Here is an 18,032-nt window from a genome sequence, read left to right as displayed (position 1 = left end):
ATCCGAGCCTAAAGGGCTTCACAGGGCAATCCAAACGCATCGGCGACCGGTTGATTGACCAGCTTGCCTTGATGAATATTGACAGCCGAACGCAACGGCGCAAAATTTTTCGCGGCCGTCATCCAGCCTTGGTTTGCGATCCGCATCAGCCAGGGAAACGTTGCGTTGCAGAGTGCAAAGGTGCTCGTTCGCCCCACGGCGCCGGGCATATTGGCGACACAATAATGCACGACATCGTCAACGATATACGTGGGATTGCTATGAGTCGTGGGATGACTCGTTTCGATGCACCCTCCTTGATCCACGGCGACGTCAACCACGACGCTGCCGGGCTTCATCCGCTTCAAATCCTCGGCGCGAACCAATTGAGGTGCCTTGGCTCCGGGGATCAACACCGCACCGATCACCAAGTCGGCTCGTTCGAGTTGGGCGAGAATCGTGTGTCGATCGCTATACAAACAATTAACGTTGGCGGGCATGATATCGTCGAGATATCTCAAGCGATCCAAATTTACGTCTAGGATCGCAACATCGGCCCCGAAGCCCGCAGCAATCTTGGCGGCACTGGCCCCGACCACACCGCCGCCCAGGATCGTGACGTGCGCCGGCGCGACGCCAGGCACCCCGCTAAGCAAGATGCCTCGTCCCTGCTGAGGTTTTTCCAGGTACTTGGCACCTTCCTGAATACTCATCCGCCCCGCCACTTCGCTCATCGGCGTCAACAACGGCAAGTGCCCTTGTTCGTCACGCAAGGTTTCGTAGGCCAGGCACGTCGAACCACTTTGCAGCATCGACTCGGTCAGTTCGCGGCTGGCAGCGAAATGGAAGTAGGTAAACACGATCTGGCCGGCACGCACCTTGGCATACTCTTGGACCAGAGGCTCTTTTACCTTCACGATCAAATCGGCGCGTTCAAAAATCTCATCCGCCGATGTACAGAGCTCTGCACCGTATCGTCGGTAGTCATCGTCGAGCAGCCCCGAGCCCAGCCCCGCTTCGGACTGAATCAACACTTGATGACCGCGAGCAACCAATTCCTCGACCCCCACGGGCAACATCGCAACACGATATTCGTCGCTCTTTACTTCGGTTGGTACGCCAATGATCATTTCGAATTCCTATTCAAGATCGGGCCAATTCAAGTTCGCAAGAGCTGGCACAAAAGCGGTCCCAGATCACAACGACTGAGCATATCACATTGAATCAATGTACGACTGATCTCCGCCCCCGTCGATTGCGAACGCATTTTTCAATCGATTGGACGCGATTCTTTAGACAACCGGGCGATCATACTGGACAATCGATCTCGCAGCTCGGTGATCAACGGATCCTCTACACCGCGCGGCGCCTTTTCCGCGGGGATCGCAATCTCCGAATCGAATTCGATCACCGCGTGCAGCTCAATGCCGACGTCGGCTTTACCCCACAATGACTCCTGCATCCGCTGGATCGTTTCCACGATCCGTGAATCAGTCACATCGGCGGACTCGAGATAACAATTGGGGTACGAGACTAATTCTTGAGCCAAGTCGGCGGCAACGACGTCGTTCCGCAGCCGCAACCTTTCTTGTTCATCCGGATTCTCAGTAAACCACTTTGCCGAAACCTTCGTGCGAATGGCACGGACTCGGGTTCGCACATCGGGATCACTCGACGGCATCTGCAGACGCGTTTCCGTCGTACTCAAAAGATACTCGATCAATTCATCGCGACGTTGGTGCAGTTCCCCGGCGCGCGAGCTGCCCAGGTACTGAACTTCGCGCAACCCCAAGAGCGCCTCGGCCAAACGGATGGTGCGTTGACGAATGGATCGACTCGGGGATGTCGTCCATCCCAAATGGGATTCCATTCTTGACAATTGGTGATGGGCCCAAGGATCGATCTTGGTTTTGCACAGGTACTTGATCGCGATCGGGTGCATGACCACGTTGCCACCTTGTTGCTTGGCTCGCCGCCGGGCGGAGGCGCGGGCCATGAAGGTGACCCCATCGAGCAACGGCTTGAGCACATCGTTGGTGCGATTGGTCGTGCCTTCGGGAAAGACGATCAACGGTCGCTCGGCTGCGGCTAAGATCTCAATCGCCGTATCGAGGGCTTTGCGGTCCGAACCTTCGCGAAAGATGCTAAACGCTCCCATCCGGCGAATTGCGAAGGAATCAAACCAGCTTTCGTTGAACAAATGCCAAGACGCCATCGCATAGACGGGCGTTTTGGCATGCCGAGCGGGCCACCCCATCACCAATGGATCCGCGTACCGACAATGATTCGGAGCCAGCAGAATTCCGTCACCGCGCGCGAGTGACTGCTGAAACACGTCGAGATTGCGGCATTCGTAAGAAACCACCCCTTCTTTTTTCCGCAGATAGTGATCGACGACGCGAAAACGCTGAATGAGTGCGGGCCACAAATTGCCACGGCTCGGTGGCACAAACTGATACGGCCGATCGAGAATCACGGTCACGTTGTTGAAACTCTACTCGCAGTATTCGAAATAATTCCGCAAAACAAGATCACGGCGATGCGTCGTTAACGATATCGCTTCACCACTTGCATCGCCAGACGGTGCTAGCGAGCGTGGCCCCATGATGGGTGCCGTGTGAGTCTCCACACGCGGATCAGGTTGAGGTCATGCGAGCCAAATAGAAGCCGATCGCAATGGCAACCACGAATAACGCAAACGCGAGCGCCCCCAACAACAGCGGATCGACCGAGGTCTCGTTTTTACGCCGCGAGGCCCCCGTGCTCCGCCCGCTGCCATTGCCGATGCGACTGCCCGAGGCATTGTAGATATCCGAATCGCCCCCCACATGCACACTCGAACGCCCCGAGGATGCGGGCGGAAAACGAGCGAATTCGCTGCCCGAATCTCCTTGTGGGGTCGAGATTCCACTATTGGGTCGGTAGCCCGACTCGGCCTGCAGGTCAATGAAACTTCCTCCCACCAAATCGGGCCGCGGGCGAACATTGACCAAACGCCCACTATCGCTGCTACTGATCCCTTCACTCTGGAGCAACTTTGCACGAGAGCTCGAAATCGTATCGCCCGACTTATTCGAAATCGTATCGCCTTGGCTCGCTGAGATCCCAGAGTCATCAAAGCCAATCGACGACGAACCGGAGTCGTCATCAAAGACAGGGGACTCGCCTAAACCGGATGTTACTTTTTGCCCCTTAGGAACTCGGGCGACAAAACGCTCGAGCACCTCAGCCACTTCCCCCGCATGTTGATAACGATACTTGGGATCTTTCTGGATCATCTTGACACAGATCCCTTCCAATTCGCCCGGACATTCAGGACGTAATTGGCGAATCGACTGCGGCATCTCCGTTTGATGCTTGGCAATCCGTTGGGCCAAGGTGCCATCGTTAAATGGAGGCTGGCCCGTTAACAAATAATAAAAGGTACAACCGAGTCCGTAGATGTCCGCACGATGGTCGACCGTATGGCTGTTGAGCGCCTGTTCGGGGGCTAAATAATCGGCGGTCCCTAAAACGTTCTCGTTGTTCGCAACCGTCAACGACTCTTCATCGCCGGACGCCACCAAGGCCAATCCCATGTCCAACAAACGGACACTGCCGTTCAAGTCCAGTAACAAATTCGCGGGCTTGACATCGCGATGCACCACCCCTTTGGAGTGGGCATGATCGAGTCCACGAGCCGCCTGGGCAATCAGATCGGCCGCGGTCGAAAAATCGAGCGGCCCGTCACGCTTGACGAGCATCAATAAATCGATGCCGTCGACGTACTCCATCACGATGTAGTGCACGTCGCCTTCATTGTCGATGTCGTAAGCCAGGACAATGTTGGGATGATTGAGCGATGCGATCGCTTTGGCTTCGAGTTGAAATCGAGCCAGGTATGTCGCGTCATGCACCCGTTTTTTGGGCAGCACCTTGATGGCTCGCTTGTCACCCAACCGCATGTGCTCAGCCAAGTAGACGCTACTCATTCCACCGGAACCAATGTGACCGAGCAGCTTGTACTTGCCGAGAAAGAAGCCCTTGTATTTCCCAACCAGCAATTTATCGAGATGCCACTGGGTCAATAAACCCTGCTTGCGGAACAGCGTCGCGAGTTTGTTCGCATCCGAAGGAAGTTGCCCTTCACACTTTGCGCGGACCTTCTCTAACAAGCGATTCAATGTCACCTGCTCGATGAGACCACTCATCTCGACCATTTCGAGAAATTTTTCCGTGGAAATCTTGGACATAACGTCCCGACGTCTTCCTTCAGGTTGTTAATGGCACGGGCGAACGAGCATAACAATTTATGAACCATGCGAGTAACCTTATCGTAGCCGAAAATCCACAATACGCTATTTTTTCGTTTTTTCGTCGTCTCGATGAATGAACGAATCTCCACCTGCCATTGACGGATTGACTGCGACGCCCCTGATTGGATCGCTCCTTCGGCCCGCCAACCCCCGCTCGACTGCAAGCTGCCGATCGAGCGCGGACCGGATGATTTCGGACGCGAAGCCGAGCCTCGCCCCCAGACGGAGTCTCGGCCCAGCACAAAGTCTCGGCCCAGCACAAAGTCTCGGCCCAGCACGGAGTCTCGGCACAGAACAAAGTCTCGTCCCAGAACGTTCCCCGGCATCGGCTTGGCAACGGGGCCAAAACGTTGCCTGGCATCCGCTCGGCAACGGAGAGCGCTGAACGCAACCGCCTCGCCTGGCCTTGTACGCCCCTGTGGAAAGTTGGGCAAAACATCCCGGTTATGCCGCACCCGCGCTGCACAGTGCAACGAAAAGCCCTCCTTTTCCTTTGACTAACGCGGCTTGCGACTCGACTAAACAGATATCCCCCGGTTCACCAGTCGCTGCCCCCCCTTGGCCAAACGTATCGTGCAAGGCCAGTCGTGCAAGGCCAAACGTATCGTGCCCATCGCATTATGATCCGTCAAAAAACACTCCTGCTGATGCTGATGCTGGTCACCGTGGTCTCGGGTTGCCATGGATTCGATCGCTGGGCTTGGCGTCGCGACCAAGCCTACATGGGGCTGGCGCTGCGCTCAAATCAACAACACTCCGAGCAAACACGTCGCTCAACTTCCATTCCCGAGCCGCCGGTTCAGCTCGCCTCGACAGCGATTCTATCCCCCGCCAACGCAGCATCCTCGACGGAGGACGAAAAACGCGACGCCGGGGAGAGCCCGTCGGACGTCCACGACGGTGACGATTCCGAAACCGCGTCTGCGTCCGTAGCCGCACCGGCTTCGGAACGCGAAATCAGCTTGCATGAAGCACTACAAACGAGTCTGGATCGATCCCGGATCGCGCGAGTGACGACGGGCGGAACCGTCACGACGGCGGTGACGACCTTCTATGATGTGGAAGCGTCCGAAGCGCGTCTGCGGGCAGCGTTGGCGGCATTCGACACGCGATTTGAGTCACAATTTTACAGCAACCAATTCAACAATCCCCCCAACGCCTTCTTTGGCCCCGGGCTCTCCAAACCGGAAAGCCGTGACGAAGCGGCAATCACCGCTGGATTGTCAAAGCCGTTATCGCACGGCGGAACCGTCTCGGCAGCCTACAACCCAAGCCCGGGCTATTTATTCGTGCCCGGTTCGAGTTCATCGGGATTCAATCCCACCTACGTGAGCGAGCTCGCTTTGTCGCTTCGCCAACCGCTGCTTCGCAATGCGGGGGTGCCCGTCAACACGGCTCCGATCCAAGTCGCGCGGCTCGAAGTCGAACAATCCGCATGGGATTTCAAAGACTCGTTGATGTCATCGGTTCGTAGCGTTACCGAGGCCTTCTGGGATCTATACCTCGCTCAGGTCTCCGTGGCCGAATACCAAAAGGTCATCCCGATCTTGGAAGAGATCGTGCGGATTCAGCAGGAATCGTTGAGTGCAAAATTGGTCATCCAAGCCGATGTTGCGAAGGCGCGCGCCCAATTGCATGCCTATCAACAAGAGTACATTCGCTTGCAATCCGAGCTCGCCTCGAGTGAATTGCGGTTGCGGAATTTGATCCAGTTGGCTCCTAGTGCGGGAGGCAAATTGGTTGCGATCACGCAGCCCACGCACCAGAAAATTGAAATGGATCCGCAGCTCGCTTACTTCCAAGCGTTGGACAACCGCCCCGATGTGGTCCAACGCCGATTGGACATCAGCATTCGCCGACTCGAAGTCGTGGTCCGCAACAACCAACGCAAACCCGACCTCGATTTCACTGCGCTCTACCGGCTGAACGGGCTCGGCGAGAATCTCGGCAATGCACTCGAGCAAATGAGCACCGCCGAATTCACCGACCTTCAACTCGGCGTCTCCTTGGCGATGCCGGTGGGCCTGCGTCAAGCGACTGCGTCGGCCCAGGAAGCACGAGTAAAATTGGTGCGTGCCAGCCGGTTGCTCGAACAACAAATGTTTTCGGTTTCCTATGAATTGAGCCAATCGGCGCAAACGATTCATTACGCCTATCTCGAGTACGAACAAGCGAAACTCGAACTCGAAGCCGCCAACGAATGGGTTCGCGGAGCGCGCTTGCGTTATCAAAATCCGGCACCCGATGCGGGCGACAGCAATTGGATGCTGCCGTACCTTGATGATTACTATCGCGCCATTCGCGCCCGCACCGATGCCGCCATCGCGGTTACCGAAACGTTGACGAAATACAATTTCGAGATCGTGCGTTACGAAGAACTCAAGGGCACGCTGCTAGACTTTTTTGCCATCGATTACCTTGGCGACCCTTGCCGTCAATCGCTGGCACTACCCAAAAACGCTGAACCGGTTGCCAATCATCCCGTTCGCAATGAACTTTGGCCTAGCGACGACTTCGATCGATTTACCGAGGCCGTTCAAGGAACGACATCCGATCCGCCGCACCGCTTACAACAAGAACTCCGTCCTCAGCAATCGCGCCGCGGCATTGAATAGAAGCAGGCCGAGTGAATGTTTTTCCGATCGAATTCTTGCAAAACCGCTCATCCCGGTGCGCAAGGCTCCGTCGCGGTTGTCGACGGTGCAATAGACTGTCACCGTTCGCGTCGCGTTGACTAAATTGGGCTGTGCCGCCGGGGCGATCCGATCGACCGATGCATTGATGCTGACAAACGGAAGCGACCGAGGCCGAAGCGTGATCGGTTGTCCGGTCACGAGCACGCGAGCGTCTTTTTCCGAAACCGAGATCTCCGCCTCAAGTTGTTTCAAATCCTCGATCACGCAGAGTGGCGTTCCACGCTCGACAAAGACGCCGATATTCTCCTTTAGCCGTGGCGTCACGATGGTGCCTCCCACGGGACAGCGAACCGCTTCCTTGGATTGCTGGTGCACAAAGTGATTGAGTTCTTCCTTTAAACGCTGCAAATGGGCCTCTTCGGCGTCGATATCTTCACGCCGGGAACCGGCTTCGAGCAACGTCAGCGTGGCGACGGCATCGGCCAATTCTTTCTCGCGGCGTGCCAATTCCGCTTCAAAGCTAATCACTCCCTCCGCCTCGCGCGCGCGCATCTCTGCAACCGCTTGGCTGGCATCGAGCATCCCATCGATTTGTTTTTGTTGATGCGTTAACAATTGTTGTCCGGCCAATCCGCCGCGATCATGTAACGCCTGCATTTGTTTCAAAATTTCGCTGCGATAATCCGCCTGAGCCTTGGCACGTTGAACCGACAAGTCGAGCGCTTCCAACTCCTGCTTCAAACTTAGACGTGATTTGACGAGGTCACTCTCCGCCAATTCTTTCCAATGCCTTGCGCGCTCGATGCGTTCTTTTTGATCGTCAATTTCTTCTTGGCGAGGACCACAATTCAAACGACGCAACATCGCTTCGGATTCCGCAATCTCCGATTTTTTACGGGCGATATTGCTAATCAATTCAGGAACCTCGATCATCGCCAAGAGCGAATTGTCGGCGACGAGATCGCCTTCATCGGCATGAATCTCGCGCAGAAAACCCGCGATCGGAGCGCGCACTTCACGACGAACCACCGGACGAACATGAAATTCACCGCCAGCACGATCGTGAATCGGGATCGCTAGGATGCCAGCGATCCCGGCCAACCAAAGCAAGACGCGGAGTTTACGTGAGCGAAACATGGTACTGAAATTCTCCCCAAGAGTTCCTTTGAAATAACTCTTCGTCAGCACGGAAAAGAAACCGAAGGCTGCCACCACGCCGCCAAACCCCATCATCGAGCGCAGATACAACGACACCTGGAAGCTCATCACGCTCAAAAAGCCAACGACAAAAATCCAATTCGCCATTCCGTACAAAAACAATGCAGTGTGTTCACGACTGGGCTCCGGCTTCGCGCCTCCCCATAGCCACCACCGCCCATAGCCAACAAAACGGTCTCGCGCCCGACGACGGAGATTGTGCATATGAAGCAAATCACACAGTGCATAATAACCGTCCAACCGCATCAATGGATTCATATTAAATGCGACTCGTAATCCACACGTCGACACGATCACCCAAACGGCAAAATTCAACACGCTCTCAGGCGACGTGATTCGCCAAATCCCCACCGCCACTATCCAGACCAAAAAGTCGACGTAGGTCCCCGCCAAGCTGATCAGCAGTCGCTGCCAACGACTCGGCAACAACCACGCATCGGAAACGTTGCAGTAGAAACAGGGTGTAAAAAAAATCCACAACGCCCCCATTTCATGGACATCCCCCCCGTAACGTTTACAGGCAAGTCCATGACCAAATTCATGACAGATCGTGATCACCACCGCCGTCAGCCAAGCGACCAGCAACGCCTGCCAGCCAAAGTTGGCGGAAAATTGTTGGACAAACTGATCGCGTTCAATCCACACGGTGCCCATGGCCATCATGCCCGTCACGAGCGCGACGACCGCTAACACCGGGCTGAACAGCCATCGCGTTTTGGGCTCCAACCAATTCAGTGTCAAATTGGGATCGTAGAGTTTGACCCGGAAAAACAACGGGCTCTGCTTTTTGGCAGCCTTGACGCTGCGGCGAAAAAGTTCTCTTACTCCCAACCGCTTGTTGGCTTGCACGCTTGACTTTTTGGCGGAGCGGCGTTGCAGCAACCCTTCGCGTTTAACCAACGTGATGAATTCACCGAATTCATCGAAGGAGATCGGTTCGCAAAAGTTCGACTCAAACCGCGCCGCTGCCTCGCCGTAAGTCGTCTTGCCGTCGAGCATCGACAGCAAGAATGATTCCTGAGGCCCCAATCGCATATAACGATTCTTACGCTCGCTCTTCACCACCCTAACCCCGTCTTGGTCCGGTTTGGACATGCGTATGTCATCACTTAGGGAGGGCGGTATCTCGCTAGCGACGGGGGTTTCAGTGCTCATGGGACGGTGGCCACAGCGGGAGCATTGAGGTTGTTCATCCCGGGGACACGAACAATCACTCGAGGACAGGCTGAGGTACGGAAACAAGGTGTTCCGGTTTGGAACCTTTCGGTGAACGTATCAGAATTGCGATGCTCTCTTCCTCACTCAACACATAAACGTGAAACGGCAACCCCGCATTACGACACCGAGTGGCGCGATGGTGACCATCAATCAGCCGGTGCGCATGCACGATCGTTCCATCTTCATCCGGATAAAACACATGCCCCACAATCCCTGGGATGCTAGGGTCGACGTGCTCCAGATGCCCTTCATTGATTTCAGCACGGTCTACCGAATAGTCGACGTCGTCCGGTTCGAGCTCGAAGGTCTCTCGACCCTCGCCCACCATGGTTCGGGCCATGTCAATGTCGAACACGAATTTCTTCTTAAAGCAATAGAAGGCTTCTCCATTACGTGTGCATCGCGAACACGCTTCGGGAACCTGCCTGATTTTGCTCGTTCGACTCTTCTTTGATTTGCTGCTCTTGTTGTTGCGACTCATCGACCGCTCACCCGTAAGAAACGAACGTCGCTTGGGGTTCACATACCGAACCGTGCGACAGGGAATCCAAAACAGGGTGGAAGAAAGAGCCGCATGCAAGCTCCTTCCTCCACCCTCAAAATCATGTTCGCAGAACGAGCAAACCGATCCGCCAGGACAAGACGATCCGTCAAGCTGAGACAACGGCGGCAACGATCTACTTACGATTGGACTGTAGCGGACAAAATCCAATGCCCCCTACCGGCCCTTGGATCCGCTCTTGCTCTTGCTCTTCGATCCACTCTTACCCTTGGATCCGCTCTTGCTCTTGCTCTTCGATCCGCTCTTACCCTTGGATCCGCTCTTGCTCTTGCTCTTCGATCCGCTCTTACCCTTGGATCCACTCTTGCTCTTGCTCTTCGATCCGCTCTTACCCTTGGATCCACTCTTGCTCTTGCTCTTGCTCTTCGACCCGCTCTTGCCCTTGGATCCACTCTTGCCCTTCGACCCACTTCCACTTCCCGATCCAGAGCCACTATGGCCTCCCGATCCTCCCGACCCTCCCCCAGAAGAAAACTTACTAGGTGCAATTCGATCCTCAAGTCGTTCCAGTTTGAACTTTTTCATCGCATCGACTTTCGTGCTTAGGTTTACGTGCGGGCAACCACAATGGGGTACGCAGAAACAGCCCGTTAAGATTCGCCGATTCTACCGTTTGGGGGGGGGCTGTCAAAAAAAATCACTTAAAAATCAGCGAAAATTCATCCCCCCAATCACCACTTGCACCAATTCGCCTTGCCGTTGGCCGGGAAAGTCTCAACAGATTCCGCCGCTGCGGGGGGCTTCTCCAGCACGAAATTCTCGAGCTCCCATCCCCCTTCTTTTCGATTCGCCCTGCGATAAAGACGGCGACAAGGCGGTCGAGCGAGGTCATTTATTCCGAACGCGACGGCGACCATTTTGGCGACTCTACTAGCTCCGATTCGTGGCTGGGGAGCAACAGCGGAGTGCGATTGGGGCGTTTCCACAATCGCAGGTGCATGCCAACGACGAAGTCATTTTTTTGCTAATGTTTACACTTCTTAAGTGACTTTTCTCGTTGAGAATCGCAACGTTTTGCGGGTTTCCTCTGCCGCGTTTCTCACCTCCTGTTTCTTGCGGATGAATGCGTTGCCAACCGAAAACAATCTCACCGATCAATTGCACCCGCCCTCTACAACTCCCTTTGCAACCCTGGCGATCATGGCCAAATACTGGACCCCGGGCCGGGTAAAAACTCGCCTGGGTCATTCAATTGGCATGTCAGCCGCTGCGGAACTTCACCGAGCCTTTACGCTTCATTTGTGCGAGCGATTGGCGGCCGCTGGAGATCGCCGCGTGCTTTCGATCGCGCCCGATTCGGCGGTCAATTTGCTGGAGCAAGAACCGACATGCGATCCCTGGGACATCCTCCCCCAGGGGGACGGCGACTTGGGAGCACGAATGAGACGGCTGATCCAGACGCACCTGGATTGTCGTGAGACGGATCCCGCTGCGGCACCTCGCCGGGTCATCGTGATCGGTGCGGATTGCCCCATGATTAGCGTGGAGGAAATTGCGATCGCCGTCCAAAAACTTGAAACGTACGATCTCGTCCTCGGGCCCGCGAACGATGGTGGCTATTACCTGATCGGCATGAACGGTCCGTGGACCGAGCCAATGGGATGTTTGTTTGAGTCGATGCCTTGGAGCACGGCTGAGGTCCTAGCGATCACGAAGCAGCGTGCCGCACGAGCAAAATTGTCGCTCGCCGTGCTTCCCCCCAAAGAAGATATTGATACGATCGAATGTCTCGATCGACTGCGAGCCGACCTCGAGAACTCACCGACGCAGAACCCATTGGATAGCGTCTTTGCCGATCGAATCGAAGCCATCCTTCGCAACAGCCAATCCGATTAACCGGTATCGCATGGACGAACAAGTGTCGGCGGGGCATTCCCCGCTGGCCCTTCGTAATGGCCTCAGTGGCCGGACACCTCGGGAAGCCCATTGCCGCGTTGCCCGCCGACCGATCTTTCTTAACCCGTAGCTCACCTGAAAACGAACCCTAATCGAAACGCGTCATGACCGCGAAGACAGCAACGATCGTTGGCGGAGGCGCCATTGGACTCAGCTTGGCCTGGGAATTATCGCGGCGCGACATTCAGGTTCATGTCGTCGAGCAACGGCGAATCGATGAATCGACCTCGACGATCGCCGGAGGGATTTTGCCGCCGGCTAACCTAAGCCGAGCGTCCGATCCGATTGACCAACTTCGCGGACTCAGTCATCACTTGTTTCCCGAGTGGTCCGAGCGGCTAAGTGACGTGACGGGGATCGATATCGGCCTGCGACGTTGCGGCGGTTGGTATCTCGCCAACTCGCCTGGTGAAAAAGCAGTCATGCTCGGGATGTCGGACTACTGGAACGAACTCGACATCGAGTGTGAACGTGTCGCAATCGACCGCTTGCAAACTCTTGAACCGTCGCTGCAAGCTTGGTTAGCGAACCAAGCGAAGTTGGATGCATGGTGGGTCCCCGATGAATACCAAGTCGACTCGGCCCGATACATCAACGCCTTGCATCAAGCGTGCTTGGGGGCCGGGGTCACCGTGTCCGAACAGACTGCGGTTCGGGATCTTCGCTTTGATTCATCCTCGGCGGCCGTGCGGACCGATCAGGGGTGGACCGAAAGTGATCTGGTCGTCGTCTGTGGCGGATCATGGACGGGGATGGTGGCACCGCGTTTGCGTTTAACGCAAAGCATGATCCCGATCCGAGGTCAGATCTTGGTCTTGAAGACGGAGCGTCCTTTGCTTCGTTCGGTGATCAATGTCGGAAATCGCTATTTGCTTTGCCGTGGCGATGGACGCACGTTGATTGGATCCTGCGAAGAGGAGGTCGGCTTCGACAAGGTCACGACCGATGAAATGATCGAGACACTTCGTCAATTTGCGGTCGAGCTCGTCCCCGAACTGGCAACGGCCAAGACGGCCGAGCGGTGTGCCGGATTGAGGCCGATGACGTTTGACGGATTCCCGATGATCGGTCGTGTTCCCGATTCGGCGAATGTGTTCATTGCTGCGGGCCATTATCGTAGCGGCATTCATTTGTCCCCTGCGACCGCGGTTTGCCTCGCCGATCAAATCTGCGGTCAAAGTCCTCCCATCGACCTGACTCCCTTTCGCGTGGGTAAACAACAACGTGGGATTGCGAACGCCGCCGAAGTCGCAGAGACTTTCGGCGATGCCCCAGTGCGGTGATCGAGGGCGATCGTGTTCCGTTCCGCGACGCATGATCCTCCGCTCTCCGCTCTCCACCCCAAACTCGCTCTCCAGCCCCCCCGACTAACTGCCCATGACCTCCGCAGCCGCCACTCTCGATCCTCCTGGCAGTATTACGATCATTGGAGCGGGACCGCTCGGGGTTGAAGCCGCACTCTACGGACGATTCCTGGGCTATGACATCCGTTTGATCGAAGCGGCCGGCATCGGTCATTCGCTGCGGGTTCATTACGAATTGCCCCTTCCGGTGATGCCGCACGAGTGCTTGTCGCCGCTGGCCGTTTCGGCTCTGCACGCCCAAGATCCGGAACTGCTTCCGCAAACATTGCCGATGACCTACCGCGATTGGGTTGAAAAAGCGCTCAAGGGCATCGTCGCTGGCGACCTCCTTGAAGGGCGTCTACACTGTCCGCTGCGAGCCACAAAGATTATCACGGTGCCGATCGAACTCGACGAAGAGGACGAGGAAGAGGACGAGGAAGATGACGAACCGATCCCTCCAGATTTCCGCATCGAGTTCACCCACGTCTCCGGCCAAACCGAACCGTTAGATTCCGAAGCGGTGATCCTGGCGATTGGCAATGGGGCTGAGATCCCCTTGGATTTCTCGCTTCCGGCGGACTATTTTTTCCGCATCGGAGCATCGCCCAGCGGGGACCTCGCCGAAGATTTGAAGCAAGGCCGTCGCGAAATTGTCGCGTTGTTTGCCGGTTTGGCGGGGCGTGATGATTTGGATCTCTATCGGCCCCGACGAAGCGAATAAGCCCCCGCGAATAACCCCAGCGAAACGACGCCGATCGGAAATGACCTGGGTTTGAAATTCGTGCCGTTGCGTTGTGGCCGTCGCCCCTCAGCGACTCACCACCCGACGCGTAAGCGAGGAACCTCCCTGGATGGCCGCGTGCTACAGTCCCTCGCGACTTCAAAGCTTACGTGTCGGGTAAGGAAAGACAGGCCACTTTAAAGCTTGAAATCAATACGTCATCCATGCCCGCCGCCTGATTGACGCCCCGATGCCGCTCTCAGGCCGCTCTAGCAATCGCAAGCGCCGCGCTGGCAAAACGTTCGGACTGCAACGATTGCACCGTTTAGGTGATCCGCTTGCCTCGATCGCGGATCCGAACGCGATGTTTCTTTTTCGCAACTGACGTCTTGTTGCCACAACGTGATCTAGCTTTGAACAGATTCACGGGGAATCTCTTTGCCCACGGGGGCGTGTTCATTGGGAGCGGGGAACGATTGATGATCAAGTTAACGCGTCTTGACGGCGAGCCGTTTGTGCTCAATGCGGACCTGATTCGCTACGTCGAGCGGCGCCCCGATACGTTTGTCACGCTGACCTCGGGCGACCGGTTGGTGGTCAAAGAATCGATGGACGATGTGATTGAGCGCGCGGTGGAGTACCAGCAACGCAAAAACTTTATCCCCACGCCACGCGTCGCCTTGAACGTTCCCACGCCGTAGCGAGACTCACTCTCGACTCGACGAAACCAAAAAACGCTGAATTGCTTCGGAAAAAGAACACATGGATATCGCCAGCCTCATTGGGTTGATTCTCGCCATCGGATTGATCGTCGCATCGATCGCGCTTGGCAATGCACCGTTCTCGGCCTTTATCGACATCCCGTCGCTGTTGGTCGTCGTCGGGGGTGCGGTCGCAGCCGCCCTGATTTGCTTTCCGATGGCAAGCATGTTGAAGTCCCCGTTGATCGCACTGAAGGTGCTGTTGAACAAAGGCGAAAACCGCTTGGAATTGATCAAACAAATCGTTGAACTTGCCGAAACCGCACGACGTGACGGATTGCTGGCACTGGAGTCCAAGGTGGACGAAATCAGCAACCCCTTGGTGAAAACCGGAGTCCAAATGGCTGTCGATGGCAGCACGCCGGAAATCGTCGAAGAGGTCTTACGCACCGAAGTCAACGCGATCGCCGTGCGTCACCGCGAAGGCAAAAGCATCATGGACCAACTCGGACGTTTCGCGCCGGCGTACGGCATGATCGGAACGTTGATGGGATTGATCATGATGCTTCAAGACATGAGCGATCCATCGGGGATTGGTGCCGGGATGGCGGTTGCGTTGATCACGACGCTCTATGGTGCGATTGTCGCGAACGTTTTCTTCAGCCCCTTCGCGGAGAAATTGGGGCTGTTAAGCCGTAACGAAATGATCAGCATGGAAATCGCCATTCGAGGGGTAATGGCGATCCAACAAGGCGAAAGCCCGCGTGCGATTGACCAAAAACTTCGTACCTTCCTCCCCCCAAAACAACGCACCGCTGAGTAACCCCCTGACTCACCCGCGACCTAAATAATGCTCACCCGAGAAATGATCCATGGACGATGAACCCGAAGCCATTGCGATACCCGAATGGGTTGTCACGTTCGGCGACATGATGAGTCTATTATTGACGTTCTTTATCATGTTGGTTTCGTTGAGCGAAATCAAAGAAGAAGAAACCTACCAAGCGCTTGTTGATTCGATGAAACAGCAATTTGGTTACTCGCGCACGATCGATGCGTTGACGCCGGGAGACTCGCGTCCGCGATCGAGTAAGTTCAGCGTGCTGTCGACCACCGGACGGGCGAAGAAGAAAGACACCGCCAAAGGAGGCGTGCCTGAAAAAGCCCCCTCCGGCGAAGAACCGATTGTACGGATCATTCGCCCAGGACAGGTCACGGCGGTCGGTTCGGTAATCTTCTTTGATGTCGGCTCGGATGAATTGACCCCATCCGCGCAAGCGGCGATCAAGGACATTGCCACCCAAGTTCGCGGTAAACCTCAAAAGATCGAGGTCCGCGGCCATACCTCCACCGAGTTTGCCGCTCGTACCGCTGGGACGGATGAAGCGATCCAATTGGCCTTCCGACGGGCGACGGCGATCCGCCAAGCGCTTGTCGAGCGAGAAGGAATCGAGGCATCTCGATTTCGCATTTCATCCGCCGCCGATAGCGAACCGATGCACCGCGCCGGTGGGAGCGTTGCAATTGCTCGCAATCCTCGCGTCGAAGTCTTCCTCTTGGATGAAACGGTCGAGGATCTCTCGGGAACCGCCGATGAACGCAATGCACAAACAATTGAAATGACCGATTCCCATGGGGAGGGCAACTAATGGCTGAAACAAAAGAAGCTAGCAACGAAAACACTCCCCCCCAAAAAGCAGGAGTCGGGCGTGGGCTCGTGATCGCGTTTGTGGGCGTGATCGTGTTACTCGAATCGGCGATGTTCTTTTTGATGGTGCCGAGTGCCGAAGAGGTCAGCGCGTTGGCCGAAGCGAAATTGATCAAATCGGTGCAAAAGGACGAGGTCGAAGCGGCGGAAAAGGCCAACGACGAGAACGAAGTCATGGAAATCGACCTAGGAACGTTCGGCGAAACCTTTAGCCCCATCGATACCGAGCGTGAATACACAATTGAATTGCGGCTGTACGGCTTGGTCCGCAACAAGAACGCCGAGGCGATGAAGGCCGAATTGGCGGAAAAACAGGGGCGTATACGACATGCGATTCGGATGAAAATCCGCACCAGCGCGCTAACGGAACTCCAAGAAAACCAATTGGGGTTGCTTGAAAGACGGATTTTGACGACATCTAACCACTTACTCGCCGAAGATTATTTGCTCGGAGTTGGATTCCACGACTACCAGCTACGCGAGGAATAAAACGCACGCGATCCGCCACATCGCCATTCAAAAAGCGAGCGGGCCGGGAAACGCTGCGTGAAACCCGTCGTCCACCGAAGGACCTAGCCAGTGCCTGATCCAACCAAGCCTGACCCCGACACGACCAGCGATCCTTCCGCGGCGAAGCAGATCGAAACACCGACCTCGCCATCCCAAGAAGAACATCTGGGTATGGATGACATCGAAAAACTGCTGGCCGAAGCCTCGGGTAATCTCGACCAAGCCGCCGGTCAAGGCGTTGGGAATTCGGGAAAGCCAGAACCCTACAACCTGGGCGATCTCGAGCAGGATCATTCGGTGGGCACGCGTCAACCGATCGACTTGCTAGGCGAAGTCGAACTCGATCTGCGCATCGAACTCGGCCGCACCCAAATGCGACTCGAGGAGGTGCTCCAGCTTCGCAGCGGCTCCGTCGTTGCGCTCGACAAACTCGCGGGCGATCCGGTTGACATCTTCGTCAACGGCAAACTCATCGCTCGCGGTGAGGTGCTGGTCATGAACGATAACTTCTGTGTTCGCGTCACGGAGTTGATCAGTGCCTAAGACTTGCCATCCCAAGCCACGTCCGATCATCGGTTTACTCGTCATTTGGGTCGTCGCGTCAGCCGCCTGGATCTCGCCCGCGACCGCGCAACAGTATTCTCAACCGAATGCGCAGGCGGCTCCATCTGAATCGCCCCCACAAACCGCTGCCTCGCCGACTGCGAGTTCAGGGGCACCGGCGGTCATCGCTCGCGGCTTTCCAGCCTTGTCACAGCGAACGCGCGCGACGACGAAGCCCAACGAAGAACCCCCGGCGAAAGAAAACCAACTTGCCGTGCCCGGATTCACCGTCGCATCGAGCTTGGCTGTGGTCCTCGGTTTGTTCGCAGGCTTCGTTTGGCTCACCCGCCGCTTCGGTTCCGGTGGGTCCTCGCACGGAGTGATCCCCAAAGAGGTCGTTCAAAATCTGGGCAGCACGTCGATCGATTCACGCACCAAGGTTTCGATGATTCGCTGTGGCAGTCGCATTATCGTTGTCGCACAAACGGCGACGGGGATTCATCCGTTGTCGGAAATCACCGACCCCAATGAAGTCCAACAACTAACGGCTTCATGCATCGGTGACTCGAAACGCAATTTCGCGAGCACGCTTCGCGAGTTTGAACACGAACCTGTGGAAAAGGGTTTTGTCGGCACGCCGCCGGAGTCGCCAGAGTCGCCCCGCAGTCGCGGCCGCTTGTTCGCCAGTGCGTAAGACGC

At 56.0% G+C, this 18,032-nt stretch carries 15 protein-coding genes; 10 read left to right on the top strand and 5 right to left on the bottom strand.

Going from position 1 to position 18,032, the window contains the following annotated elements; translation table 11 throughout:
- Window positions 1-8: 8 nt before the first annotated feature.
- The 3 genes from ald to Pla52o_RS01960 form a co-directional block, all read right to left on the bottom strand.
- Complete coding sequence (gene ald / locus Pla52o_RS01970; RefSeq protein ID WP_146592896.1) at window positions 9-1,109, bottom strand: alanine dehydrogenase; 1,101 nt, start codon at window positions 1,107-1,109, stop codon at window positions 9-11.
- A gap of 140 nt (window positions 1,110-1,249) precedes the next feature.
- Entirely contained in the window at window positions 1,250-2,461 is a 1,212-nt protein-coding gene (locus Pla52o_RS01965) for a lysophospholipid acyltransferase family protein (RefSeq protein WP_146592895.1), read from the bottom strand.
- Window positions 2,462-2,615: 154 nt separating this feature from the next.
- Window positions 2,616-4,211 carry a serine/threonine protein kinase gene (locus Pla52o_RS01960; protein ID WP_146592894.1) on the bottom strand — a complete coding sequence of 532 codons (1,596 nt, stop codon included), beginning with the start codon at window positions 4,209-4,211 and terminating at the stop codon, window positions 2,616-2,618.
- Between the two features lie 683 nt (window positions 4,212-4,894).
- On the opposite strand from Pla52o_RS01960, the gene Pla52o_RS01955 reads away from it, so the two are divergent.
- Window positions 4,895-6,889 carry a TolC family protein gene (locus tag Pla52o_RS01955; protein WP_146592893.1) on the top strand — a complete coding sequence of 665 codons (1,995 nt, stop codon included), beginning with the start codon at window positions 4,895-4,897 and terminating at the stop codon, window positions 6,887-6,889.
- On the opposite strand, the gene Pla52o_RS01950 is transcribed toward Pla52o_RS01955, so the two are convergent.
- Together Pla52o_RS01950 and Pla52o_RS01945 are read right to left on the bottom strand one after the other, a co-directional pair.
- A complete protein-coding gene (locus Pla52o_RS01950) occupies window positions 6,842-9,283 on the bottom strand; it encodes an efflux RND transporter periplasmic adaptor subunit (RefSeq protein WP_146592892.1) in 2,442 nt (813 codons plus the stop codon). The two genes, Pla52o_RS01955 and Pla52o_RS01950, sit on opposite strands and share 48 nt — an antisense overlap.
- A gap of 55 nt (window positions 9,284-9,338) precedes the next feature.
- Complete coding sequence (locus Pla52o_RS01945) at window positions 9,339-9,701, bottom strand: hypothetical protein (protein WP_231612025.1); 363 nt, start codon at window positions 9,699-9,701, stop codon at window positions 9,339-9,341.
- Between the two features lie 1,266 nt (window positions 9,702-10,967).
- On the opposite strand from Pla52o_RS01945, the gene Pla52o_RS01940 reads away from it, so the two are divergent.
- From Pla52o_RS01940 to Pla52o_RS01900, 9 genes are all read left to right on the top strand, one after another.
- Window positions 10,968-11,744: a TIGR04282 family arsenosugar biosynthesis glycosyltransferase gene (locus tag Pla52o_RS01940; protein ID WP_146592890.1), complete on the top strand. Its 777-nt coding sequence runs from the start codon at window positions 10,968-10,970 to the stop codon at window positions 11,742-11,744.
- A 164-nt stretch (window positions 11,745-11,908) separates the two neighbouring features.
- Complete coding sequence (locus Pla52o_RS01935) at window positions 11,909-13,087, top strand: NAD(P)/FAD-dependent oxidoreductase (protein ID WP_146592889.1); 1,179 nt, start codon at window positions 11,909-11,911, stop codon at window positions 13,085-13,087.
- Between the two features lie 94 nt (window positions 13,088-13,181).
- Window positions 13,182-13,871, top strand: a complete 690-nt coding sequence (locus Pla52o_RS01930; RefSeq protein ID WP_146592888.1) for a hypothetical protein — start codon at window positions 13,182-13,184, stop codon at window positions 13,869-13,871.
- Window positions 13,872-14,350: 479 nt separating this feature from the next.
- Complete coding sequence (locus tag Pla52o_RS01925; RefSeq protein ID WP_146592887.1) at window positions 14,351-14,572, top strand: flagellar FlbD family protein; 222 nt, start codon at window positions 14,351-14,353, stop codon at window positions 14,570-14,572.
- A gap of 61 nt (window positions 14,573-14,633) precedes the next feature.
- Window positions 14,634-15,395 (top strand): motility protein A, encoded by a 762-nt coding sequence (locus Pla52o_RS01920; protein WP_146592886.1) that lies wholly within the window; start codon window positions 14,634-14,636, stop codon window positions 15,393-15,395.
- Between the two features lie 49 nt (window positions 15,396-15,444).
- Window positions 15,445-16,221, top strand: a complete 777-nt coding sequence (locus Pla52o_RS01915) for an OmpA/MotB family protein (protein ID WP_146592885.1) — start codon at window positions 15,445-15,447, stop codon at window positions 16,219-16,221.
- The gene (locus Pla52o_RS01910) at window positions 16,221-16,769 is read left to right on the top strand and encodes a dihydrolipoamide acetyltransferase (RefSeq protein WP_146592884.1); all 549 of its coding nucleotides are present in this window, start codon (window positions 16,221-16,223) and stop codon (window positions 16,767-16,769) included. The genes Pla52o_RS01915 and Pla52o_RS01910 overlap by 1 nt, the downstream gene beginning before the upstream one ends.
- 90 nt (window positions 16,770-16,859) lie before the next feature.
- Entirely contained in the window at window positions 16,860-17,333 is a 474-nt protein-coding gene (fliN, locus tag Pla52o_RS01905) for a flagellar motor switch protein FliN (RefSeq protein ID WP_231612024.1), read from the top strand.
- Window positions 17,326-18,027 (top strand): FliO/MopB family protein, encoded by a 702-nt coding sequence (locus Pla52o_RS01900; protein ID WP_146592883.1) that lies wholly within the window; start codon window positions 17,326-17,328, stop codon window positions 18,025-18,027. The genes fliN and Pla52o_RS01900 overlap by 8 nt, the downstream gene beginning before the upstream one ends.
- The last annotated feature ends 5 nt before the right edge of the window (window positions 18,028-18,032 follow it).

Origin of the sequence: Novipirellula galeiformis (assembly GCF_007860095.1) — a bacterium.
GTDB classification, from domain to species: domain Bacteria; phylum Planctomycetota; class Planctomycetia; order Pirellulales; family Pirellulaceae; genus Novipirellula; species Novipirellula galeiformis.
Note: the sequence above shows the minus strand (reverse complement) of the source record. Positions and strands in the feature narration are given on the sequence as shown.

Bases quoted from the DNA above. Each gene is read 5' to 3' on its own strand.
- Pla52o_RS01955 (WP_146592893.1), top strand. From the start codon at position 4,895: ATGATCCGTCAAAAAACACTCCTGCTGATGCTGATGCTGGTCACCGTG.
- Pla52o_RS01940 (WP_146592890.1), top strand. From the start codon at position 10,968: ATGAATGCGTTGCCAACCGAAAACAATCTCACCGATCAATTGCACCCG.
- Pla52o_RS01935 (WP_146592889.1), top strand. From the start codon at position 11,909: ATGACCGCGAAGACAGCAACGATCGTTGGCGGAGGCGCCATTGGACTC.
- ald (WP_146592896.1), bottom strand. From the start codon at position 1,109: ATGATCATTGGCGTACCAACCGAAGTAAAGAGCGACGAATATCGTGTT.
- Pla52o_RS01950 (WP_146592892.1), bottom strand. From the start codon at position 9,283: ATGAGCACTGAAACCCCCGTCGCTAGCGAGATACCGCCCTCCCTAAGT.
- Pla52o_RS01930 (WP_146592888.1), top strand. From the start codon at position 13,182: ATGACCTCCGCAGCCGCCACTCTCGATCCTCCTGGCAGTATTACGATC.
- Pla52o_RS01915 (WP_146592885.1), top strand. From the start codon at position 15,445: ATGGACGATGAACCCGAAGCCATTGCGATACCCGAATGGGTTGTCACG.
- Pla52o_RS01910 (WP_146592884.1), top strand. From the start codon at position 16,221: ATGGCTGAAACAAAAGAAGCTAGCAACGAAAACACTCCCCCCCAAAAA.
- Pla52o_RS01925 (WP_146592887.1), top strand. From the start codon at position 14,351: ATGATCAAGTTAACGCGTCTTGACGGCGAGCCGTTTGTGCTCAATGCG.
- Pla52o_RS01960 (WP_146592894.1), bottom strand. From the start codon at position 4,211: ATGTCCAAGATTTCCACGGAAAAATTTCTCGAAATGGTCGAGATGAGT.
- Pla52o_RS01920 (WP_146592886.1), top strand. From the start codon at position 14,634: ATGGATATCGCCAGCCTCATTGGGTTGATTCTCGCCATCGGATTGATC.